A 21,741-nucleotide genomic window follows, 5' to 3' on the forward strand; every position below is an offset into this window, starting at 1 on the left:
TTGGGTTACGCATTTGTTGGAAGTAACATGCGAAAAGAAGAAGAACTATTAGTGGCACTACGGCGCGTAATACGCGCTGTAGACCTACGCAGCAAGCAGCTAAGTAAACACGTGGGTTTAACAGGCCCACAGTTATTGGTGATGCAAAATATTGAAGAGCGCCCGGGTATAATGGTGCGAGAAATTGCAGAGAATATTAACTTAAGCCCTGCAACCATCACGAATATTCTAGATAGACTAGAATCACGAGACTTAGCTACGCGCATAAGAAGTACGCAAGATAAACGAAAAGTGGGCGTATTCTTAACCGAACGCGGTAAAGAGGCAGTGGTTGACGCCCCTCGTCCGCTTCAAGAACACTTTGTCGAGCGTTTTTCACAGCTTAAAGAGTGGGAGCAAAGCCAAATGGTCGCTACCGTTCAGCGAATTGCTAGCATGATGGATGCTGAAGATATTGATGCCTCCCCTTTCTTGGAGTTAGGCAGTATTTCAGAAAAAAGCTAATAGCCTTTGTCTTTAAAAAAAATGGCCTTCACTTGAAGGCCATTTTTGTATCTATCTTTGGCGCTGGCGTAGAAGCGCTCAGCTGACTGCTATGACTTCGCCTTAAGTGGATTTACCTTTCCACCTGTGACTTTGTCAGCGCGCCCTTCCTCTTTCGCTCTCTCAGCACGGCGCTTGCGGATTTCTTTAGGGTCAGCAATAAGCGGGCGGTAAATTTCAATACGGTCGCCATCGGTAAGCGTGTCGCGAAGCTTAACCACGCGGCTCCAAATACCCACTTTTGTTGCTTTCAAATCAATCTCGGGAAACTGCTCAAGCACGTTAGACGCGTTTATTCCTTCTTCTACCGTCGCATTTTCATGAATAGCAACATCAATGATAGTTTGCTTGGTGGGTAACGCGTAGGCAACCTCAATATTGATGAGCTTCTTACTCATGCGTACACGCTCCGCGCTCGGTCTGTAAACGCTGCAACCATACTGCTGGCTAAACTGTTAAACACTTTACCAAAAGCCATTTCAGCTAGCTTATTGCTGAATTCAAACTCTAGGTTTAATTCAATTTTACAGGCTTCTTCTGATAACGCTGAAAATGTCCAGCCACCGGTAAGCGAGCGAAACGGACCGTCGACCAGTTGCATTTGAATACTTTTACCTGGCTCTAACACGTTGTGCGTTGTAAACCATTGCTTGATACCAGCTTTTGCCACTAACAATGACGCTTTCATGCTTTGCGCTGAAGTGTCGAGGATTTTGCTATCGGTACAGCCTGGCAAAAACTCTGGGTAGGAAGCTACATCGTTGACTAAGTTAAACATGGCTTCTGCGCTATGAGCTACCAGCGCGCTTCTATGAATACTTGGCATTGATTCCACTACAATTAAAACTCTTGGCCGCATTGTATCACAGAAAATTTGGTTCGCTCGTATTCGGTTTTGAACCAAATGCCCCAATATAAGATAACAATGACAACTAAAGACATTCCTTTGAACAATCAGTATAATAGCCAGCATGAAAAAGAATAAAGCCAACAAAAACACCACAGGAAATATCGCGCAGAATAAAAAAGCGCGTCACGACTATTTCCTAGAAGACAAGTTCGAAGCCGGACTTGAGCTTCAAGGGTGGGAAATTAAAAGTATTCGTGCCGGTAAAGTGAACATTACCGATGCATACATTATTATCCAGAATGCCGAAGCGTATTTGGTAGGGTGTAGAATTAGTCCGCTGAATCAAGCCTCTACCCACGTTATCGCTGCTCCAGAGCGTGCTCGCAAATTGTTGCTGAACAAACGAGAAATTGACCGCTTAATGGGTGCGCGAGACCGCCAAGGTTATTCAATCGTTGCCACGTCTATGTATTGGAAAAAGTGTTGGGTGAAACTAGAAATTCACCTAGCAAAAGGTAAGCACGCCCATGACAAGCGTGACACCATTAAAGACAAAGATTGGCAGCGTCAAAAAGAAAGAATGATGAAACACAGCGTTTAACGCTGTGTTTTTATTTGGGCTGCCAAAAAAGAAGTGTAATAGGTTTAACCTACGTCTCGTTTCGTCATTTTCTTGCGATGTAGCATATCAAGAATCAGACTCCACAGCGGTGACGGGTTTCTTAAGGTGGTTAGGTTATTCCCAAGGCGTCTAAGTTGTCTTCGCACCATGGCCATATTCGCAAGGCTTGCAAGCGATTTATCTTTCCATGAGCAGTGTGGAATTATGCCCGAATACGCCCATTCTTGTTGCCACTTTTTGGCTAAGTCTGGGGTAATAGCAAGGGCGCTGGCTAATCCAACGAGGGCACAGCCCTGCTCAATCACTTCCTCTGCTACCTCGGCCCTTTTTATACCGCCAGTTGTCATAAGCGGAATATCAGTTTTACTTACCAGTGCCTGCGCAAATTCCAAAAAGTACGCTTCTCTGGCCAGCGTGGTGTCGTCACGAGTTTGCCCTTGCATGGCAGGCGCTTCATAACTGCCGCCAGACAGTTCTACAACATCAACACCCAAGGCTTCCAAGCGATTTACCACCTCACAGGCATCATCAAAAGAAAAACCATTTTTCTGAAAATCTGCAGAGTTAAGCTTTACCATAACAATAAAGTCTTTAGCGCAAACCGCTCGAACCTGACTGACTATGTTTATCAGCAAGCGGGCGCGATTAATAATAGAACCTCCCCACTCGTCTTGACGCTGATTAGTAAGCGGAGACAAAAACTGCGTAAGCAAATAACCGTGAGCGGCGTGAATTTCAACGCCATCAAACCCGGCTTTTTCAGCTTGCTTAGCAGTTTGAACGAAACGTTTGCACACATCGTGAATGTCTTGGCAGGTCATTTCTCGTGGTTGAGCAAACAGCTTGGAGTGTTTGCCCATATCAAGCGGTACAGCAGAAGGCGCAATAGCTTTGCCTTTCATCGCTTTAAATACCTGTCGACCAGGGTGATTAATCTGCATTATGGCTAAAGCGCCATTAGACTTAATGATTTTTGCCCACTTTTGAAACGGCGCAATGTCGGTATCTTTTTCTAGTGCAACGCCACCTGGCCCTGTCATGGCGCCTTTATCGACCATAACGTTGCCTGTGATCACCATGCCTAAATTGCCGTGGGCCCAATATCGATAGAGTGAGTACAAAGACTCTCCGGGAATATTTCCCATACTCGACATATTTTCTTCCATAGCAGCTTTAACAAGACGGTTTCGCGCTGTTACGCCACATGGCAAGGTATACGGAGAATACAATATGGAATCTGAAGACATTTACACTACAAGCCTTTTAATTATGCTCACGTACTTTAATGGTTCTTGCTACTAATTGCATCATTACATCAGCACTATTTCCTTAAAAATTCGCTAAAGTAATCAAATAAAAAGCGCTATTTTGGTTTATAAATTGCGTTTCTTGTACAGCCCTTGTGCGCTCGACACTTGAATTTTACTCAAGCATCCACATATCTATGGTAGTTCAATAATACTCAATGTTTGTGTGTTACTGTTTAAGCAAAGCTTCAACTGAAGGCCACACAGGTAAGCTTTTGAAAAACTAGATGTTATTTTTGGTTGATTTATAGCCAAACCCTTAAAATTTATAGTAATTTTCAAAAGAATGTATTTCACCATGTAACAATTGTGCTATTATTGAAAATCACACTCGGGGCTGATTAGGATTCGACAGGATCTAGGAAGCCGGAGGTGCATGCAGAGGAGCGGTTTGCCTCTTAAAAAGCCGCATTTAAATAGTCGCAAACGACGAAACATACGCACTAGCCGCTTAATAACCGGCATAGGCCCTTCCACCCTAGTCTTTTCCTGCTAGCGGGGATTCGGAAGGTCATCCAAGTAGGATAGCGAGGGAACCTTGTCTAAGGGTGAACCGCGAAACAGTATTAGGCCAGCTGCAAGGAAATCCTGTTTGTCGGAGTTCCAAGCAGTTAAATAAATGACAAACTAAGCATGTAGTACCAAAGGTAGACATTTTCTGGACGCGGGTTCAAATCCCGCCAGCTCCACCAATTCCAGAAGCGGTCTAGACCAATCTAGACCGCTTCCCCCCTTTAAATTCGCCACCTCTGGCGATACCACTCAAAACCAACCACAGGTCTCTAATGGTCTTAATAGGGCTGTAAAGTGTCGCGAATCTGTACTTGAATGTCGCGAGACTGTCACTTCTCCCGACGAACTGACCCGCGGAATAGGTACACGTGAATGCCACCTGTTCCGAAAACGCACCTTCGATAAGATGCCCCCTATCGCCTACGATGTAGCGCATAAATATCTCAAAATTAGTCAACAAAGCAACTACGTTGAAGCGAACCGCATTCTGTATCGATTAGATAAAGAACTTGAAGTTGCAGATCTCAATCTTTCAAAAGATATCGCAGAGCTAAAAACCTTTACCAAGCAAAAAGCATCAGAATGTATGCGAGATACATCACACATGACAAATGACGTTGCTTTCCGGTTTTGCATCAGCAAATTCCGTCGATACGGCTTCAATATTCCAGGTGACTTGTCTCAGTCTGAAGCACTCTCATTGCTGCGCTCCAAAAAATTTTGGTTTAAGAAACTTAAAACACTTGCCATTCAAAAGATGGAGGAAGTCCGTCGTCATTTAGATTTAGTGAATCAGGCAAAAAGCACATATTGCAGCCAAGACAGACTCCGTCAGCACCAGTGGGAGAAAGATCAAGCCTATGCCTTTATGGAAAACAAATGGTTCTGCAGTGCAGACGGTGAGCTTATTTCGATGCTGGATGCATACAACGCCAATGTTTCTAATCCGAAGGTCAGGCGCGCCGAGCTTATAACACGAGTGAAAGGCACGGAAGAATATTCCAAATTGCAGGGGGACTGCGGTTGGTTCTTTACAGTGACCACCCCTTCTAACATATCACTCTCATTACAAATCCGGTCGAGCGAACCCGAAATATCAAAAGCTCAGTGTGAAAGATGCGAACAGTTATCTTAACGCTCAGTGGCAGAAGGCTCGGGCACAATTCGACAGAGAAAAAATCAACGTTTACGGCTTGCGCGTTGTAGAACCTCACCATGACGGTACACCACATTGGCACCTAATGCTCTGCATGCCAGCGGAGAATGCTGTGCGAGTGACTGAAATATAACGGCATTACGCAATGGAACATGGAAGCGAAGAAGCTGGCGCGAAAGAAAGCCGGTTCAAAGCGGAAGAAATACGTGAAGAAAAAGGCTCAGCACAAGACTATATCGCTAAGTACATTTGCAAAAATATTGATGGTGAATATCTCGATACCGACAAATACGGCAATGATGCAAAAGTCGCAGCGACAAGAATCACGGCATGGGCTTCTTTATACAATATCCGACAGTTTCAGTTCTTCGGTTTACCTTCCGTGTCACTCTGGCGGCAACTTCGTAAAGTTGATGGAGCAATCGAAGACGCTGAATTGGAGCAATTGAGACAGGCAGCTGATTCAGCTGACTGGCTGGCATACCTTTTAATGATGGGTGGCACAAATAAGCGCAAAGCAGAACGCCCATTCGCTCTCGAATATGCAAAGCATATAAAAGCCATGTTCGAGCATTTAGAGCCGACGCAGCTGTCAAAACATGCATTCTCAAGCAAACCGAAAACCATCCTTTCAGCATCAGCCAAGTACCCATTAGCGGATAAAGGCTGGATACTCTTAACGTCACCACCAGAACTTTTCGAACCCGCGCTGGAGCCCCACGAGAGGCGCGCGTTCGATAAAGGATCTGGTGGTCACCTGAGTCTGAAGGCCAGCTCGCCGGAGACCGGAGCGCTGGCCGAAAGCGAAGGTAATCTTGGACTTGTGTAAATAACTGTACTAACCCCAAACGAGAAATAAAAAATGAAAACAGGAAGAAATGAAAGATGCCCCTGCGGAAGTGGTAAAAAGTATAAAAAATGCTGCATTCAACAAAGGGAATGCTCAAACACCTTTGCACCTACAGAACCAAAGGAACAGTACTGCGGCAATGCAACCGAACGTCAACCTGGCGACTCCCCATTCGACATACAAACAGAGTCAATGTGTTGCTTAGTAACGCGACTGAACGAATACGGTGCAGGTACATTGAATCATCCTGAACAATCCGTTTCTTTTGTCAATGGCGATTACATAGTAACAGTTGGTGATTGCTCAAACATTCAACTAGAGGGCCCTTTCAAATCCGCCGAATCTGCATTTGATATTGCCAGAGAAAAATTCGGAGCTGTCCGTTTTATGGGCAAACCTCAGTTTATTTGAGAAACCGCTCTTTAAAAAATTGGTAGCGAAGGAATTTACCGTTATCTCAGAAGTCGACCTTTCTTGAGAACATGGTCAAAAGTGTATACATGCTCACTCGGCGCTATTGAGCATTTTCCGACATATCGATTGTGAAAGTCCCTACTCTTCTCAATGATGATTTTATCCCCACAAAGTGGACATTTCGACTCGTACGTCACAGCAAGAATTTTCAGGTTTCGCTTTTTTTCTTTATCATCTCTAACGAGTGTAAAAAGGTTATTACTTTGCTTCAAAGGCACTATGAAAGAGGGAATATTAGTTATGCCTTTTGTGCTAAGGTCATTCAATCTCATCACTGTATAACCAGCGATAGCAGCGAGGCTTACTGTTAATATCGCCAAAGGTACTGAAATTGAGCCGGAGAATATTTTAGTAAGATAAAATACACCCGACCATGTTAGAAATACGCCGATTGCCACAACACAGAAGACTCGCCAGACAGTGACCTTAATTTCCATGAGCGGTTTAACCCACCAATGAGGTTTAGGCAGCTTCGTTACCACATACTCAATCACATTGGTACTTTGTTCATTGGTCGACTCTTCTACATGTCGACATGTTATCAAGTAGAATTGTGTACGCTTTCCCCCTGTCGATGGAGCGACTGTGAGGAATAATGGCTGACAGTTTTCGGATACCAAAAATTGATTAATTTCTGAGTTAGCAGATAGCTTGGTATTTGAGATATCTTCCAGATATTTCCTGACCGTTCTAGATGCCTTATCGGTATCACCCTCCCCCCAGACAGCGGCATAAATATTAGTGTAATAGAAGTAAATATCCCTCACCGATACTTCATCAATAATAAGTTTAAGAGACTTGATGACTATCGCATGAAGCACTTCCTCGGCTTTATCCTGTTGGTTTAGCTTCTCATTTAGAAACTTATCAGCTAATTGCAGGGATTCTTTAAGCTCTTGAATATCCTGACTAATCATTTCCTTTGCTACCCGTCATATACCCGTAAGGTGCCTGTTTTAGCAGACCTTTTCAGAGCATGCTAGCCCCGTCTTAATACGGAGATACACAAATGAACACAATGGTTACTACTGAAAAGCTTTCTGAACTAACAGGCTATACGAAAGTCGCGATCCACATGAAGGTTAAGAAAGGCGTGTGGACGCGCAACGAACATTATTTCAAAGCACCAGACGGCAAACTGATATTCGTTGTCGAGATGGTTAATCAATGGTTTAAGGAGAACAGCAAGTGAGTGTTAAAGCAGTTAAAGGCGGATACGTGATCGACTTTACTTTGGGGCATCAGCGATATAGAGAAACCATCCCTTCCCCACAAAACAAAGCCGCAGTGAAACGAATAGAAGAACAGGAAGCCTGTTTACAAGTTTGCGATCAGTATGAACGACAAATCTATTGCTGATCGTTTCCCGAACAGCAAAATCATTCAAAAAGCTTTCGATACAGGATGCAACTGTACGATAGATGATTATTCAAGCATCTGGTTTAAGCAAAAACAGCGCAACTGGTCGCACACTACGATTCGTGGTTACTCGCAGAAGTACAATAGTTATATCAAGCCCAATTGGGGGCATTTGCTGCTGACGGAATTCAAGGCCAGTATGTTTGATGAATGGGCATCTGCTAGTCTACTTTCAGGAAAATCAATAAACGAAACTAGAAGCGTATTTAAACAAATTTTCAAAAGAGCATATTATGATGGAGTAATAAAAGAAAATCCCATAGACAGAGTTGAGCGATTCAAACAAGTTCACAACGAGCCTAAGCCCTTTACCTTCGATGAAATAGGGAGAATTCTAGACGCACTAGAGGAGCCCTATTCCAGCATGTACAAACTCGCAATATATTCAGGGCTCAGGACCGGTGAGCTGGTTGCTTTAGATTGGGAGAATATAGACTTTGACAAAAGAGTTATACATGTCCGAAAATCAGTCAGTAGAGGCATCGAAAAGGAACCTAAAACTCGAGGGAGCATCAGAACTGTCGAGATGAATGATGATTCGTTTTCGGCATTACAATTTTTAGTATTATTCAACGGCTCATTGAAAAAGGTATTCATCGACCCCATCACTGAAGCTCCCTTCAAAAATGCAGAAGGGTTGCGCAAGTATATTTGGCGTCCTGCATTGAGTAATGCTAACGTGTGTTACCGCAGTCCATACAACTGCAGACATACATATGCATCAATGATGTTGTCAAAAGGAAAAAACCCGCTCTGGGTAGCCGCGCAGATGGGGTACACTGACTGGGGCATGATAAGGAAAGTTTATGGACGATGGCTCCCAGGTAAAAACACTTTTTAAATGGAAATATAATGTACAAATTTGAATATAAACTTTCTTCTTCATTCTTTTGTAATTTGCGCGAACTTGATGCCAAGAACAAAGGAACTTTCAAGGGGTTGATGGACGCCTTCGGTGATCTAGATATAATTCCTTCGACATTCCAGGAAGTTTCACCAACCGGCGTATCGTTAAGACCTCAATTACAAATTGATAGTTTGAATGTCGTAGTGGAATTTCAGAGTGAGAAAATTGTTATAACCAAAAGATGTCAGAGTTTCCCGTTTGATGCTGCAGAATTTTCTAAAAATTTCATATCCACAAGTCTAGATATAGTTTCAAAATTCCTTAGAATTTATAACAAGAAGTTCACTAGATTATCATTAATTAATGAATACTTATTTGATCCAGATTCAATTAACGTAAATGAAACTCATAATAAAGTTTTTAGTGATACAGGATGTAGAGGAGTTCCTTTCGAATGGAGTTTTCGGGATGGTGTCTCAGAATCTCACAATTTTGAAGGGTTAAACGAAGATTTGAACCTAATTCGATCACTAAAAAGAGTTCAAGGCACAGTCGTAAATAATGGACTTGAAACCCCATTTGATACTCTAGCGGTAACGATTGATATTAATACTAAATATGAGAAAACTGCAGATAGATTTGAGCTATCTCACTCCCGTTCTTTTTTAGAATTAACTGACACATTTGCTAATGAAATGAGGAACAACCTAGACAGATTAGTAAATTCGGAGGCTTAGGCAGATGCAATTCAGATTTAGTGATATAGAGTCTGATAAACAGTATGAATATCATAGTCTCTCAGGATCATCCTATAAAGGGTACGAAAACCTCGGATTTTCAACTGCAGACCACATACAGCCGATAAACACCGACTTGTCAGTAAATATCGCAAGTCCTATAACTTTGAGCGCCTCTGAGCATCTAAAATTTCGCTCTTACATCTCAGACACCAACAATAATTTTTATAATGAACTAAAAATAAAACGTGCAATTCGTCAAGAATTACTTAAAAGTGCCAAAGAAAGTGTCTTTGAATATGGAAAAACATCTCTTTTACAAAATAAAATAGAATCAAAAATAAAAGAGTATGGATCTTTATTTATTTTTGAATTAGTTAATGAAATTTTTCTTGATGAGTTTAAAAACCCATTTATAGCTTCTGGAATCATTTTAACGCTCTCCCATATGGATTATTCAATTGTTTCACCTCAGGGGCCAACTATGGCACTTGCTGCATTATCAAATAAGGATGAAGAAGTCGTTGAGTCAGGCATAAGAGCTTTTGAGAATTGGGAAGAAAAAGATTGTTTAATTTTTTTAGAATCAGTGACTATAAAATTTGATTGGTTAAACTGTTATCTTAAGGACGTTATTTTGTATCTACAGGAACTATGATGCCTTTTTTAGTAAGAAAAATAACTTTATCAAAATGGAAAAAATCGATAAATGAGTTTGGTGATGATTCAATAAGCGCAGACGCACCAACCAGTTGCTTAAGAACAACCAACAATACTTTATCCTTCTGGATAGCTGAAACTGAGCAAGATATTCGGAGAGCAGCCATGGCTATCTTAGCGTCCTTAGACTCTATTTCATCATTGGATTATGTTGTTTTAGATACTGGAAACATAGAGGCCTTAGAATTAGCTATTGAAGCAACGCCTGGAGACACTTTGCTAGCAGGAGCTGATACACTCCATAGAGATTTAGTAAATCTAGACATACAAAAGTTAAAAATAGTTAGTGAGATGATTCGTGACACAGTTAAAGATGATAATCACAAACGTATTTCAGTTGGTGAAATAAAGAAGATGTTTAAAGAAGCATGTGATAAAGGTGATTTAGACTTAAAATCGCTTCCTACCAGCATCCAAGACAAAGTAGCTTGACATTTAAATCTATTCGAATACGTAAGACATTGAAAAAATGAATGAAACTTCGGGTTCAAATCCCGCCAGCTCCACCAATTTCAAAGGCTTGCCACTCGGCAAGCCTTTTTCGTTTCAGCTTCCGAAATTTGTAAATTGTTTCTAATTAAGACAAAACACACACTACCTAAATAAAAGCTATTCCCATCTAGATGGTTATATTATAACATTGCAGCACGATTCTAATGTATAGCTTCTCCAAACAATGCAAACAAATTCAGTGATATGCGCGGATGCGCTTACCGTGTGTGTTGACGATCGCACGCTTCTAGACAATCTCAATTTTAATGTAGGAAAAGGCGAAGTATTTGCACTTTTAGGTGGAAATGGCGCAGGTAAATCTACCACCTTTAAAACCTTTTTAGGGCTTATGAAGGCAAGTAGCGGTAGCGCTACTGTATTAGGGCATAATGCCTCTACCCAGCCAAACCAAGTTCAAAAGTCTGTTGCCTACTTACCCGAATCTGTCACCTTATATGGCCATCTTTCTGGCGTAGAAAACATTCGTTATTTCTTGTCAGTGGCTGGAGTCGATAAGTCTGACGACGATATGTTCGCCGCACTTCGCAAGGTCGCACTTCAAGAAGATTCGTGGAATAAGGCGCTATCTAATTATTCAAAAGGCATGCGTCAGAAGACCGCAATTGCCTTGGCGCTACTGCGCAATGCGCCTGTACTGTTCTTAGACGAACCTACATCTGGGCTAGATCCAGCAGCCATCGACGAATTTAATGCGTTAGTGTCAGAGCTGGCAGCGGGTGGCGCTACTATTTTTATGGTTACCCACGACGTTTATGCTGCCTGCCAAGTTGCCCATCGAATTGTGCTTTTAAGTAATGGCAAATTAACCGGTTCCTTCGAGCGCGCTGGCGATACGCCAATAGATACTGAAGCCGTTCACGCAGCATTTGCAGGGCGTAATGTATGATACTGAATGTTGCTAAAATCATTTGTGCAGAACAGTGGCGCTATTGGATGCGAACAAAAGTAGCAGCGACCGTTTTATTGCTAGGCGCTATGCTTACCATAGCTGCACTGGTAGTTAACGCCTTTCACGTCGATGAGGCTGCCCACACCAGAGACCACCTTCAAACAGAAGCTGAACAACGCTTTGAGGCACAGCCCGATAAGCACCCTCATCGCATGGTGCATTATGGTCATTATGTATTTCGAGCCCCCACTCCACTGAGCGTAATTGAACCGGGTGTCGATACTTACACGGGGAACGCTATATTTTTAGAAGGGCACCGCCAAAATAGTGCGATGTTCGCCGAGCAGCGCCAATCCGCAGGGCTTACACGCTTTAGTAGTTTAACACCCAGCTTTTTAGCTTTGGTTCTTGCACCTTTATTTATTATTCTAATTGGCTACGGCAGCGTGTCTCGTGAACGCGAAGCCGGCACGCTAACCTTACTGCTTTCTCAAGGCACCACCCGTTGGCAATTGCTCTTGGGGAAGCTTCTGGCGCTTATGACTGCTAGCAGCCTATTTTTACTCCCGCTACTGCTTGCCTGTCTTTATGTCGCGTTTTCAAACGAAAGTGCACTTGTTGTAATACTCTTTTGCCTTAGTTATGTGGTTTACTTTTTACTGTGGGCCACGGTAGTCACTGCGTGCTCGGCCATATTTGAGAAAGGCAGCGTTAGCTTCACGGTACTTGTTGTCATTTGGATGAGCGCTTGTGTGTTGCTTCCTCGTTTAGGGAGCAGCGTTGCCACAAACATTGCCCCTTCAATAGGAAAAGTTGAAGCCGATTTCAAAGTGGAAGAAAAGCTTAGAAGTTTAGGCGACGGTCACGACGTTAACGACCCTGCATTCAAAAAGCTAAAAGAAGATTTACTAGCCAAATATAATGTAGATTCAGTTGATGACTTACCCGTGAATTTCAGGGGCATTGTTGCCCAGTACTCAGAAGGTCGACAAGCCAAAGTACTCAATGAGTTTGCTGAAACCCGCATGACTGAAGAGTTAGACCAAGCCCAAATAGCACGTCAGTTTGGCTGGCTTTCGCCTACAGTTGCGGTGCGCTCTATTTCTACGATCCTTGCGGGAACTAGCCTCGAGACACACCACCGCTTTTTAAGGGAAGCGGAAACGCTAAGACTTGAGTTTGTTCAGGCTTTGAACAAGGTTCACGCTGAAAAACTCGATTACAAGTTAGATATGAACCGCAACGCCAGTGAAGAAGCAGCAGACAAAGCTGTGGTTGGCGCAGATAACTGGGCGATCTTAGCAGAGTTTGATTTTAAACCAGAAGCAGGAAGCACACGCATTAGTAACGCGTTGATTTATTTTATTCAGCTGTTGCTTTGGATGGGACTTACCGCACTACTTCTTCAAGCTGCAGTTAGGAGATTAAATCCATGATGCGTTATAGCGATATTAAACGAGAAGCGGGTTTCGTATTTGGCCATCGTCAGATAAAACTAACGCTTTTGGTCGTGTTTCTTTTAAGCTCGATGTCGTTGTGGTCTGGCTATTCGGAAATGCAAGAACAGCAAGCCACTATTGAGCGCTTGTTAGATAAAGATGAAACAGAGCGCAACGCTGTCCTTACTCACCAATCTAATTATGGCATGGTAGCCTATTACGCCTTTCATTTGACATATGCCCCGCCCTCGCCGTTGGCGTTTGCTGCTGTAGGAGAGCGCGATGTGTTTCCGTGGAAGCACCGTATTAGAATGCTAGCGCTAGAAGGTCAGATTTATGAAAGCGATACAGACAATCCGGAGCTTGCTTTCCTAGGGCGTTTTGACTTTGCTTTCGTTACCAGTGTGCTGTTGCCTCTGTTTATCATTTTGCTCCTTTACGACTTAAAAGCGAAGGAACGCGAAGCCCGCCGTTTTGACTTACTTAATGTAACCGCACGCAATTCGCATGCTATTTGGTCATCACGCGTATTGGTAACCCTGGTGCCCTTGGCACTAGTTACACTTATTCCGTTTATTGCCTTTAGTGTAGTGAATGGCGCGTCTGTGTTTCAAACAGTAACGGTTTGTACCATCGTCATTGGCAGCATAATTGTTTGGAGCGCTATTGTGCTTGCTATAGGTGCTGCTAAGCGTTTTGCCAATTTCAGCGCCACGCACCTAGCTTCAATCATGTTAGGCGTATGGCTTGTCACAACGGTTATTGTGCCAGTTACCGGGCACACCATAATTAATGCGTCGGTCGATACACCTGAGGGCGGCGACATTGTGCTCACGCAGCGAGAAGCCGTTAACAGTGCATGGGACAAACCTGTTGAACAAACATGGGAAGCGTTTATTGAAACTCACCCACAGTGGGCGGATAAAACCGACTTTGATCCACAACGAGACAGTTCATTTAATTGGAAGTGGTATTACGCGTTTCAACAAGTTGGCGACCAATCGGCAAAGGAACTTTCAGAGGCTTATCAAGCCGCCACCTTACGCAAAGATAAAATTGCAAGCTATGTTGCTCTGCTATCCCCGTCTTTGTTAACGCAACGCTTATTAACGAGTGCGGCTGATACCGATGTTAAAGCCATGGTTAACTACGAAAATAATGTTCGCGAGTTTCATGCGTCGTTGCGCAAATTCTACTATCATCACTTGTTTGAAGCCCCGGAGTTTTCATCGGCCAGTTTTAAACAGCTACCTCAATTTTCACCAAAAATAAGAAAGACACAGGAAAACACTAATGAAGACTAGTTGGGTAAAATTTACCCTCGCCCTTTCTATCGCAACGCTTTTGAATGCGCCTGCAAATGCGCAAAACACTAATACTCAATCGGAAGCGGATGTAGAGAAAATTACGGTGCATGGTATGCACCGTGCGTATCAAGGGGCATTTGAGTATAAAGAGGTGCCGGCAGCAGCGCAGGATATCGACCTTGGTCTCATCAATGATACAGGCGCTATAAACCTCAACGACGCTTTAGACTTGTCCGCTTCGGTAGCCAGACAAAATAACTTTGGTGGCCTTTGGAACAGCTTTGCTATTCGTGGTTTTTCAGGTGACGAAAACTTACCTAGCGGGTTTCTGGTAAACGGTTTTAACGCAGGACGCGGATTTGGCGGACCTCGTGATCTTTCTGGCATTGATCATGTTGAAGTATTAAAAGGCCCTAAAGCTGCGCTGTTTGGTCGCGGTGAACCAGGTGGAGCGGTAAACCTTGTTACAAAACGCCCCCAGTTTCGTCAAGGTGGTGAAATTAAAGCAACTTACGGAAGCTGGTCACAAAAGCGCATTGAGGCTGATGTACAATCGGTTGCAGGCAGTGCTGAAAATGTAGGTGTACGCTTAGTAGGCTTTTATGAAGATGCTGAAAGTTTCCGCGATACAGTAGAAACTGAGCGTTTGGGCTTTTATCCATCGGTTACGTGGGAAGCATCAGCAGACACCACGGTTACGTACGAACTCGAATACACCGAGCAAAAAATTCCTTTCGACCGTGGCGTAGTGGCCATCGATGGTGAATTGGGCCACCAGCCAATTGAAACCTTTACCGGCGATCCTAATGGCGACACCATCGATACGGAAGTGGTTGGTCATCAAATTGAGGTTTCTCATAAACTTGCTGACGAATGGAACCTGCTTTTGGGTGCTGGCTTACGCGATACCACTTTCGAGGGTAATGCATTAGAAAACAACTTTGGTGGCCGCCAAACATTGTTTATCGATCCTAATCAAGCTTTGTTGTCTCGTTTTAAGCGCTACCGTAATTTCCAAACCGATTACTTCGTTTTACGCGGCGAAATAGCGGGACAATTCGATACTGGGTCGCTATCACATCGCGTGATTATTGGTGCTGACTACGATAAGTTTGAAAATGACCAGATTATTCTGCGCTATCGCCCGCCATTCTTTTCAAGCGATACTGACATTAACGACTTGGACTTAGAACAGTACTTAGTGGTCGATATTTTTAATCCGGATTACTCACCACTTCCAGATGTGGAATTGTCTGACAACTTGGACCGTTTTGAAGTTCAGGAAGCGTGGGGTATCTATTTCCAAGACCAAATCAACATCACTGATAATTTCCAAGTTAGGCTGGGTGGTCGCTTCGATAAGTTCGAGCAGGAAATTGATAATCGCCTGGCGTCACCTGTAAGTACCACATCACAAGACGACACACGCTTTTCTCCACAAGTGGGTGCTGTTTATCTGTTTGATGACACCACAAGTGTGTACGCAACTTACGGTGAAGGTTTCCGTCAGCTGACGGGGTCGGATTTCGCCGGAAACCCGTTTGAACCTAACGAATCGAAGTCTGCGGAAATTGGTGTTAAAGCCGACCTCACATCAATGTTTAATACTATACGGGGTGATATCACCTTCGCCGTGTTTAATATCGAGCAAAGTAACATCCTTGTTTATGATGATAGCCCTGAGGCGTCTGACGGCTTCTTCTTAACCCCTGCTGGCGAAGCGCGTAGCCGTGGTGTTGAGTTAGACATTAACGCTGAATTTGAAAATGATATTTCGCTTTGGGTGTCGTACACCTTCGTAGATGCTGAAAGTACAAACGATGCGGCGGATGCTAACTTTGTTGCAGCCATTGAATCTGGCGATCCTTTAATTAACGTTCCAGAAAACCAATTGAGCATTCAGTTGAGCAAGGGACTTATATTTGCTGATATGCCAGTACGTATCGGTTCAGGGCTGTTGTATGTTGATGAGCGTTTAGGTCAAACCGCTACCGACTTCTACTTACCAAGCTACACCACGGTTCGTGCGTTTGCTGAAATAGAGCCTATAGAAAACTTGTCAGTTAAAGTTGCAGTAGATAACCTGTTTGATGAAGAGTTTTATACTAACTCTTTCGCAGATGTGTGGGTTGAACCTGGCGCGCCTCAACGCTTTAGGCTTACCGCCGCCTATCGCTTTTAAGGTCTAGAATTTAACGTAAAAGGAAGCGGGACTTATTACCGCTTCCTTACTACGACTTTTGAATGTTTAATTTTTGTGTAAATTAAGAGTTTTGTAAAGTCTGGATTGGCTCGATGTCAGACGTATTATTCTTGATAAATGACTCTATATCGTTAATTTTCTCTTTAGAAAATCCGAGTCTTGCTTCTATACCAGTAGTTCCGTCAGCGTTTTCAATGATATCAAACTCGTTTACACCTAAGGTGCGCGAAAATGCAGTGTGAACCTGATTATTGTTGATATCGACAATTTTAATTTTCGTCGACGTTCTGTATATAGCCAGTGGACCTGACTGCGTTTGTACCCAATTGATTGACCAGAAATAGTGACTGTAATTAGGTAAGCCAAGTTTTGTGTAAAGCGACTCTTTGAAATCCACGTTTTCGCACTTGTTCATCACAGCATTTTGACGTTCGCAGTTTGAGTATTCTGCAACATCCTTACCTCCTAATCCAACATCCATTGGAACGATGGTCTTTCCGTCTAGGCTAACTAAAACATAGTCATCAAACTTGTTAAGTCCAAACGTATTACCTATTTCTTTAAAGGAGTCTAGCAATCCGCCCACGCTGTCGCCTTTGTCTCGAGGATCTTTCTCTAACAAAATAAAACCTGTAGATGCAGCATCGCCTTTCTGATGTTTAGCGATGTGGTAGTTATCTAAGAGTGTTATATTTTTTACGTTATCATTGTCTATAAAATAGCGAAAAGCAGACCCCGGACGGCCAATAATAAAACCGTCTGAAGTAGGAATTACACTACTACCTGTTGCAGTTTTTCCAGTAACTGTTTTTACTTCATACCGGTCACCACGCTTCCACACTGTTGCAATTTTTATAGGTGCTTCAGTTGATTTGGCTTTGTGATATTTGAGTGTAAATGAGCCATCGAAATTTTCTACCGCATAGGTAAACTCACCAGTAAATCTATTACCTCCGAAGTTGGCAACTTGTCCTTCGAAGTCATGAAACATCTCCCCATCTATCATGATGCCATCTTTCTTACGATAAAAAATCGCTGCTCCGCCGGTTTCGTCAATTTTCTGTTTTTGTGCTGTAAGTTCAGTCGCACTGATAACGATTTCCGGCTGGGGTGCAGCTTGCTGTTGCTGTTGGGCTGCAACAGGTAAGGACATGCCTTGAATTTTCGCAAGAAACGCCTGCTTCATTTGGTTCGCCATTGCCTGCTCTTCTGGCGAGGGTGGTGTACTACCACACGCAGTAAGAAGTGAAACTGCTAATAAAGATGGAACTAATAGTTTTGCATTCATGTGTTTTCTCTGTTTTTCGCTTTAGCTAAAATATTTAGAACTGAAGCTTTTTTATGAAAACAAAGGATTGCACATGACGAGACTTCACCATGCCGTCCTGCATAGTTGAGTGTACTATTAAAATGTCGCAATCCCTTGCGAGCACTATTAAAGGATATTCCAGTCTTTTTTTCAATTATAAGATTCTGTTTTTAGTTTATTTTTTAGTCACTTAGCATCGAAACAAATGAGTATCTAAAAACGAGCTCAAATTTCATTGGAGACAGGCCACTCTCGCTCTGTCAGAATATATGTATTGATAAGACGTTGACGCTTACTTTCAATAACCTGTTTTAATTCATCTCTAATTAATCTTACCGCTGGCGTAATAAGATGTCGGCTAGGCAGCATGAGCCACATTTCAGTTAGCGGTACGTGGTAACCAATCAAAATACGCTGCAGCTTTCCGCTCAGTAAATCCTCCGCAACGTCTATACATGACTTTTTAGCGATCCCCTCTCCATCTACGCACCAGCGTCGAACAATATCACCGTCATTCACAGCGCGATTACTGTTCACTTTCACTTTAACTCTCTCGCCCTCGTTGATAAGTTCCCACGTATTGTGGGTTTGGTCGTAGAGCTTATAAAGAAGTGCGTTGTGCTGCGCTAAATCAGTCAAAGTTGTAGGCTCACCGTTTCTTTCTAAATAATCGGGAGACGCGCAAATCACATGCGGAATATTGCACACTTTAAAACCATACATCTGCGATTCTTTAACCGCTTCTTTTGTCATGGCTCTAAGTGCTACATCTACACCATCGCGGTAGAAGTCCACCCGACTGTCGCTCACATGTAATCGCAATGAAAGTTCTGGATTTTCGCGTTGCACTTTATTTAGCAGTTCACGCATTAAGTTGCGACCCATTTCCGAAGACATCGCCATGCGAAGCTCACCATGAATGCTCTGCTTCTGCTCTGTCACTAATGCAAGGCCCTGCTGTAAGGTGTCGAGTGCCTGCTTTGCCATAGGCAAATACTGCTCTCCTTCAGGTGACAATCGAATTTTGCGTGTACTTCGCACAAATAGCGCTACGCCAAGCTGCTCTTCTAAACGTTTAACCGCCATACTTGCAGCAGATGAGCTAATATCAAGTTTTATCGCAGCAGTGGTTATCGAGCCCACTTCAGCCACCTTTACGAACACAGACAGGTCTTCGGTTTTCATACTTCCCTCAACGTTTATTTCACTCTTTTGATTTCAAGGCGAAAAAGACAAAGCAAAATGGATCACCTCTATTATCCACATTTTCAGGAAAGTCTTTATTGATTTTGGTCGTTTATGAGACTTATTCGAAATAATAGACTGTGCCTGTCTGTTAAATACAACCTACGACCAACAATTAGGAGGTTTGAATGAAACCAACGAACCGAAGCAAGCTGACAGTAGCATCGCTATTATTGAGCACCTGTTTTCTTCTTGTACCCGGCGCACACGCACAAGACAACGTTATTGCAGCCAAGGATGTAGAATGGGGTTACTTGAACCCAGCCCGTGGCGACAAAAGCCCCGGGGCAGCAGACTTGTGGGGAGACCGAACAAAAGACACGGCAACGGGGATGTTAGTGCGATTTAACAAAGGCTTTGAATCGCCACCGCACATTCACAACATAACCTATAGAGGTATTGTGATTGAAGGTGAAATGCACAATGACGATCCAAACGCAGCAAAGATGTGGATGCCAACAGGTTCGTTTTGGACTCAACCTGCAGGTGAAGCTCACACGACTGCAGCAAACGACAAAACCAACCTGATTTACCTGGAAATTGATGAAGGCCCATACCTTGTAAAGCCATCAAAAGAACATTTTGACAACGGTGAAAGGCCAATCAACGTTCACGCAGACAATATGGTGTGGCTGCAAAAAAGCGACCTTGTAAATATAGCGGCCGACGGTGTTTCTGTTGCCTATTTGTGGGGCGAGACAAGTAGTGTATACGGTACCCTTGTCAAGCTTCCAAAAGGATTTAAAGGTTCAATAAAATCTAATGGTGATGAATTTAAGGCAGTGGTTATCAAGGGAAGTATCAATTATACCCAAAACAATACCCCCAGACAGATTGAATTAAACGCAGGAAGTTACATTGAATCATCAACTGCCGCACACCATTCTGTTGAAAGCGCAAACCAAAGCGAAACCATTGTATACGTAAGAACGTCGTCAAAATTTAGCGTTACAGATTAGTACGCTTTTTTCAGCTCACTTACGCGGGGCATTTCCACGCTTGCTTCGCGTATTTTCTAGGTGTTCAGCAATCATAGTCAACAAGCCTTTGCAAAAGCAGTACGTTAAGGAGGTTTGCTAAGACTTTATGGGTAATTGCCCTAATGCCGCTGCGCATGCCAAGCCAATGGCAAAGGTCATCGCCACACTGGTGAAGGTGCCCAAAAGTACATATTCAGTTAGCTTTCTGTCTTGGTGTTTAGTGAGGTCGCCAAAGCGAAATATAGATTTAGCCGCAATAAGAAAACCTATGGCAGAAAATTGATTTAACAATACAAAGGTAAGCATGAGTACGCGCTCTAAATAGCCAATTCGTTGACCTGCCAGTGATAAAGTTTGTTGTGCCTCTGTACTTATTGTGGGCGGGTCATTGGGATGAGAAGACGGCATTTTGTTAGCCAATACTTCATCGCTCCAAGGCGACAGCAGCTGTTTAATAATAACTGAACTGGGCTTGAGTACCGCCAAATAGGCTAAGACCACTAATAGATGCGATGTACCTACCTGCTGAAGTAGTCCCACTGCCTCGCGCCACTGGTTGGTGGCATACAAAAATACGCCAAAGATCACGACAATGTGCGCTATTTGATCGACAACAAAAGATGTAGTGTTTTGCTTACAATACGATTTAATCACGTCAATTTTGAAGTGAGAAACGGCGACTACAATTGCCCCAATACCTACACTTGCGATACTTATCGTTGATGAAAACGAGAACATTGCTGCTGCCGCGAGTATACCGTGAATGATTGCGTGTAGGTATAAGGGCAAAGCCAGTGCGTGTCGTTCGTTTCTTTGCTGTACCCAGGTAAACGGTTGAAAATAAAAGTCTGCTAATAGATGCGCTAACACAAGTGCCACCAGCAGTTGAGGTTCAGCAAGCATGTGGCTCTCCTATCACAAGCATTATGTTTTTTGTATAACCCGTCATCACGTTAGTATTCCTTGGTCAATTGTTCCGTTTTTAATGAGGTTCCACCTTGAACCCATAAAATGAGCGCTCTCTCCATATAGTCGAGATATTCTGCTATCAGTTTATAGTTACTGGCATTGAGAATTCGACTTACATTGCTGCGATTCTTATCTAGTATGGCCGCTACACTTTCATGGCTCTTATCCGTGGCTTCAAGATACGCGAGTAAGGTTTGCGACTGGGTTTGTGTCAGTCCATTGATATGCGCGTCGGCAAAACGTGTTAAGAGCTGCGTTTTGTCGTCGAGTGTTTGTTCACCGCTACAAAAAGTAAGATGGTGCGGCTTTATGTTATCTAACCCTCGTCCTGACAACACAAACGCGTCTCCAGTCCCAGTTTTTACTTCTGAAGGGCGAAATTGCGCTTCTCCCACAGCAACACTCATTCGCACGTCCACACCTGAAGCGTGCGCCTTAAGAGCTAGCCGCAATCCAACTGCGGCTGCAATGCTATGCTGTGGTTGTGCAACAACTAGCTGGAATGCGTCTCCTCGATAAATATCAAAGTCTCCACCGTAGTACTCGGCGTAGTATGTTAAACGCTCTCTCAGCGTAGCAATTATCTCTCTGAATTCAGCATCAGAATAAGACTGAGAGTTGGAGACGTCACCGGTAATCACACCAGCGCGCTTTTTTGTATTGCTTGTTAAAGCACTCTTTCTTGTCATTTCACTATGCGCCGCGTTGTCTTTTCTACTTTCAATAGACACTTTTTTCCCGTTCAGGGGTCCACTATGACACGCTACCATCTCAAATTCAAAAACAATCACACAGCAAAATGTGATTATTATTAATCACAAATTCACATGTGACTAAATTGCGTAACGG

General features: G+C 43.2%; 22 protein-coding genes, 1 other RNA gene and 1 pseudogene. 16 read left to right on the top strand and 8 right to left on the bottom strand.

What is annotated here, in order from left to right; genetic code table 11:
- The first annotated feature begins 27 nt into the window (after nucleotides 1–27).
- A complete protein-coding gene (locus QVA83_RS03885; protein WP_012518305.1) occupies nucleotides 28–504 on the top strand; it encodes a MarR family winged helix-turn-helix transcriptional regulator in 477 nt (158 codons plus the stop codon).
- An 89-nt stretch (nucleotides 505–593) separates the two neighbouring features.
- Here the strand turns inward: QVA83_RS03885 and QVA83_RS03890 are convergent, their stop codons facing one another.
- The gene (locus QVA83_RS03890; RefSeq protein WP_061485785.1) at nucleotides 594–941 is read right to left on the bottom strand and encodes an RnfH family protein; all 348 of its coding nucleotides are present in this window, start codon (nucleotides 939–941) and stop codon (nucleotides 594–596) included.
- On the bottom strand, nucleotides 938–1,369 hold the full coding sequence (locus QVA83_RS03895) for a type II toxin-antitoxin system RatA family toxin (protein WP_014949308.1): 432 nt from the start codon (nucleotides 1,367–1,369) through the stop codon (nucleotides 938–940). Before QVA83_RS03895 ends, QVA83_RS03890 begins: the two co-directional genes overlap by 4 nt.
- A gap of 145 nt (nucleotides 1,370–1,514) precedes the next feature.
- Between QVA83_RS03895 and smpB the strand changes: the two genes are divergently transcribed.
- Nucleotides 1,515–1,994 carry an SsrA-binding protein SmpB gene (gene smpB, locus QVA83_RS03900; RefSeq protein ID WP_014949307.1) on the top strand — a complete coding sequence of 160 codons (480 nt, stop codon included), beginning with the start codon at nucleotides 1,515–1,517 and terminating at the stop codon, nucleotides 1,992–1,994.
- Between the two features lie 44 nt (nucleotides 1,995–2,038).
- Here smpB and QVA83_RS03905 read toward each other — a convergent pair whose 3' ends face one another.
- Nucleotides 2,039–3,262, bottom strand: coding sequence for an NADH:flavin oxidoreductase/NADH oxidase family protein (locus tag QVA83_RS03905; protein WP_014976383.1), 1,224 nt, complete (start codon nucleotides 3,260–3,262; stop codon nucleotides 2,039–2,041).
- A 393-nt stretch (nucleotides 3,263–3,655) separates the two neighbouring features.
- Here QVA83_RS03905 and ssrA point away from each other — a divergent pair.
- The 4 genes and pseudogenes from ssrA to QVA83_RS03925 all read left to right on the top strand — a co-directional run bounded on the left by ssrA (nucleotide 3,656) and on the right by QVA83_RS03925 (nucleotide 6,252).
- Nucleotides 3,656–4,014: a transfer-messenger RNA gene (ssrA, locus tag QVA83_RS03910) on the top strand.
- A 227-nt stretch (nucleotides 4,015–4,241) separates the two neighbouring features.
- Entirely contained in the window at nucleotides 4,242–4,970 is a 729-nt protein-coding gene (locus tag QVA83_RS03915; RefSeq protein ID WP_061485783.1) for a replication endonuclease, read from the top strand.
- Nucleotides 4,945–5,820 (top strand): annotated as a pseudogene (locus tag QVA83_RS03920) (replication endonuclease). The gene QVA83_RS03915 and the pseudogene QVA83_RS03920 overlap by 26 nt, the downstream one beginning before the upstream one ends.
- Before the next feature lie 33 nt (nucleotides 5,821–5,853).
- Nucleotides 5,854–6,252, top strand: coding sequence for an SEC-C metal-binding domain-containing protein (locus tag QVA83_RS03925; protein WP_081106083.1), 399 nt, complete (start codon nucleotides 5,854–5,856; stop codon nucleotides 6,250–6,252).
- Between the two features lie 41 nt (nucleotides 6,253–6,293).
- On the opposite strand, the gene QVA83_RS03930 is transcribed toward QVA83_RS03925, so the two are convergent.
- Entirely contained in the window at nucleotides 6,294–7,232 is a 939-nt protein-coding gene (locus QVA83_RS03930; RefSeq protein WP_061485780.1) for a hypothetical protein, read from the bottom strand.
- A 92-nt stretch (nucleotides 7,233–7,324) separates the two neighbouring features.
- Here QVA83_RS03930 and xisR point away from each other — a divergent pair, with 92 nt between their 5' ends.
- The 9 genes from xisR (at nucleotide 7,325) to QVA83_RS03975 (ending at nucleotide 16,368) form a co-directional block, all read left to right on the top strand.
- Nucleotides 7,325–7,507, top strand: coding sequence for an excisionase family protein (xisR, locus tag QVA83_RS03935; RefSeq protein WP_061485779.1), 183 nt, complete (start codon nucleotides 7,325–7,327; stop codon nucleotides 7,505–7,507).
- Nucleotides 7,508–7,651: 144 nt separating this feature from the next.
- Nucleotides 7,652–8,575 carry a site-specific integrase gene (locus QVA83_RS03940; protein WP_061485778.1) on the top strand — a complete coding sequence of 308 codons (924 nt, stop codon included), beginning with the start codon at nucleotides 7,652–7,654 and terminating at the stop codon, nucleotides 8,573–8,575.
- 11 nt (nucleotides 8,576–8,586) lie between these two features.
- On the top strand, nucleotides 8,587–9,318 hold the full coding sequence (locus QVA83_RS03945; protein WP_061485777.1) for a hypothetical protein: 732 nt from the start codon (nucleotides 8,587–8,589) through the stop codon (nucleotides 9,316–9,318).
- A 4-nt stretch (nucleotides 9,319–9,322) separates the two neighbouring features.
- On the top strand, nucleotides 9,323–9,976 hold the full coding sequence (locus QVA83_RS03950; RefSeq protein ID WP_061485776.1) for a hypothetical protein: 654 nt from the start codon (nucleotides 9,323–9,325) through the stop codon (nucleotides 9,974–9,976).
- Nucleotides 9,976–10,470: a hypothetical protein gene (locus QVA83_RS03955; protein WP_061485775.1), complete on the top strand. Its 495-nt coding sequence runs from the start codon at nucleotides 9,976–9,978 to the stop codon at nucleotides 10,468–10,470. The genes QVA83_RS03950 and QVA83_RS03955 overlap by 1 nt, the downstream gene beginning before the upstream one ends.
- Nucleotides 10,471–10,714: 244 nt before the next feature.
- Nucleotides 10,715–11,437, top strand: coding sequence for an ABC transporter ATP-binding protein (locus QVA83_RS03960; protein ID WP_061485774.1), 723 nt, complete (start codon nucleotides 10,715–10,717; stop codon nucleotides 11,435–11,437).
- The gene (locus QVA83_RS03965; RefSeq protein ID WP_287498141.1) at nucleotides 11,434–12,876 is read left to right on the top strand and encodes an ABC transporter permease; all 1,443 of its coding nucleotides are present in this window, start codon (nucleotides 11,434–11,436) and stop codon (nucleotides 12,874–12,876) included. Before QVA83_RS03960 ends, QVA83_RS03965 begins: the two co-directional genes overlap by 4 nt.
- Nucleotides 12,873–14,183, top strand: a complete 1,311-nt coding sequence (locus tag QVA83_RS03970; protein WP_156078300.1) for a DUF3526 domain-containing protein — start codon at nucleotides 12,873–12,875, stop codon at nucleotides 14,181–14,183. The genes QVA83_RS03965 and QVA83_RS03970 overlap by 4 nt, the downstream gene beginning before the upstream one ends.
- A complete protein-coding gene (locus QVA83_RS03975) occupies nucleotides 14,173–16,368 on the top strand; it encodes a TonB-dependent siderophore receptor (RefSeq protein ID WP_156078299.1) in 2,196 nt (731 codons plus the stop codon). The genes QVA83_RS03970 and QVA83_RS03975 overlap by 11 nt, the downstream gene beginning before the upstream one ends.
- An 82-nt stretch (nucleotides 16,369–16,450) precedes the next feature.
- On the opposite strand, the gene QVA83_RS03980 is transcribed toward QVA83_RS03975, so the two are convergent.
- Complete coding sequence (locus QVA83_RS03980; protein WP_156078298.1) at nucleotides 16,451–17,677, bottom strand: hypothetical protein; 1,227 nt, start codon at nucleotides 17,675–17,677, stop codon at nucleotides 16,451–16,453.
- A 246-nt stretch (nucleotides 17,678–17,923) separates the two neighbouring features.
- Nucleotides 17,924–18,883, bottom strand: coding sequence for a LysR family transcriptional regulator (locus QVA83_RS03985; RefSeq protein WP_156078297.1), 960 nt, complete (start codon nucleotides 18,881–18,883; stop codon nucleotides 17,924–17,926).
- Nucleotides 18,884–19,071: 188 nt separating this feature from the next.
- On the opposite strand from QVA83_RS03985, the gene QVA83_RS03990 reads away from it, so the two are divergent.
- Complete coding sequence (locus QVA83_RS03990) at nucleotides 19,072–19,902, top strand: DUF4437 domain-containing protein (protein WP_156078296.1); 831 nt, start codon at nucleotides 19,072–19,074, stop codon at nucleotides 19,900–19,902.
- 117 nt (nucleotides 19,903–20,019) lie between these two features.
- Here QVA83_RS03990 and QVA83_RS03995 read toward each other — a convergent pair whose 3' ends face one another.
- Nucleotides 20,020–20,826 (bottom strand): DUF3307 domain-containing protein, encoded by an 807-nt coding sequence (locus tag QVA83_RS03995; protein WP_156078295.1) that lies wholly within the window; start codon nucleotides 20,824–20,826, stop codon nucleotides 20,020–20,022.
- A gap of 50 nt (nucleotides 20,827–20,876) precedes the next feature.
- A complete protein-coding gene (locus QVA83_RS04000; protein ID WP_156078294.1) occupies nucleotides 20,877–21,623 on the bottom strand; it encodes a hypothetical protein in 747 nt (248 codons plus the stop codon).
- Nucleotides 21,624–21,741 lie beyond the last annotated feature (118 nt).

Source organism: Alteromonas sp. AO-Serp (assembly GCF_017849675.1).
Classification (GTDB): domain Bacteria; phylum Pseudomonadota; class Gammaproteobacteria; order Enterobacterales; family Alteromonadaceae; genus Alteromonas; species Alteromonas macleodii.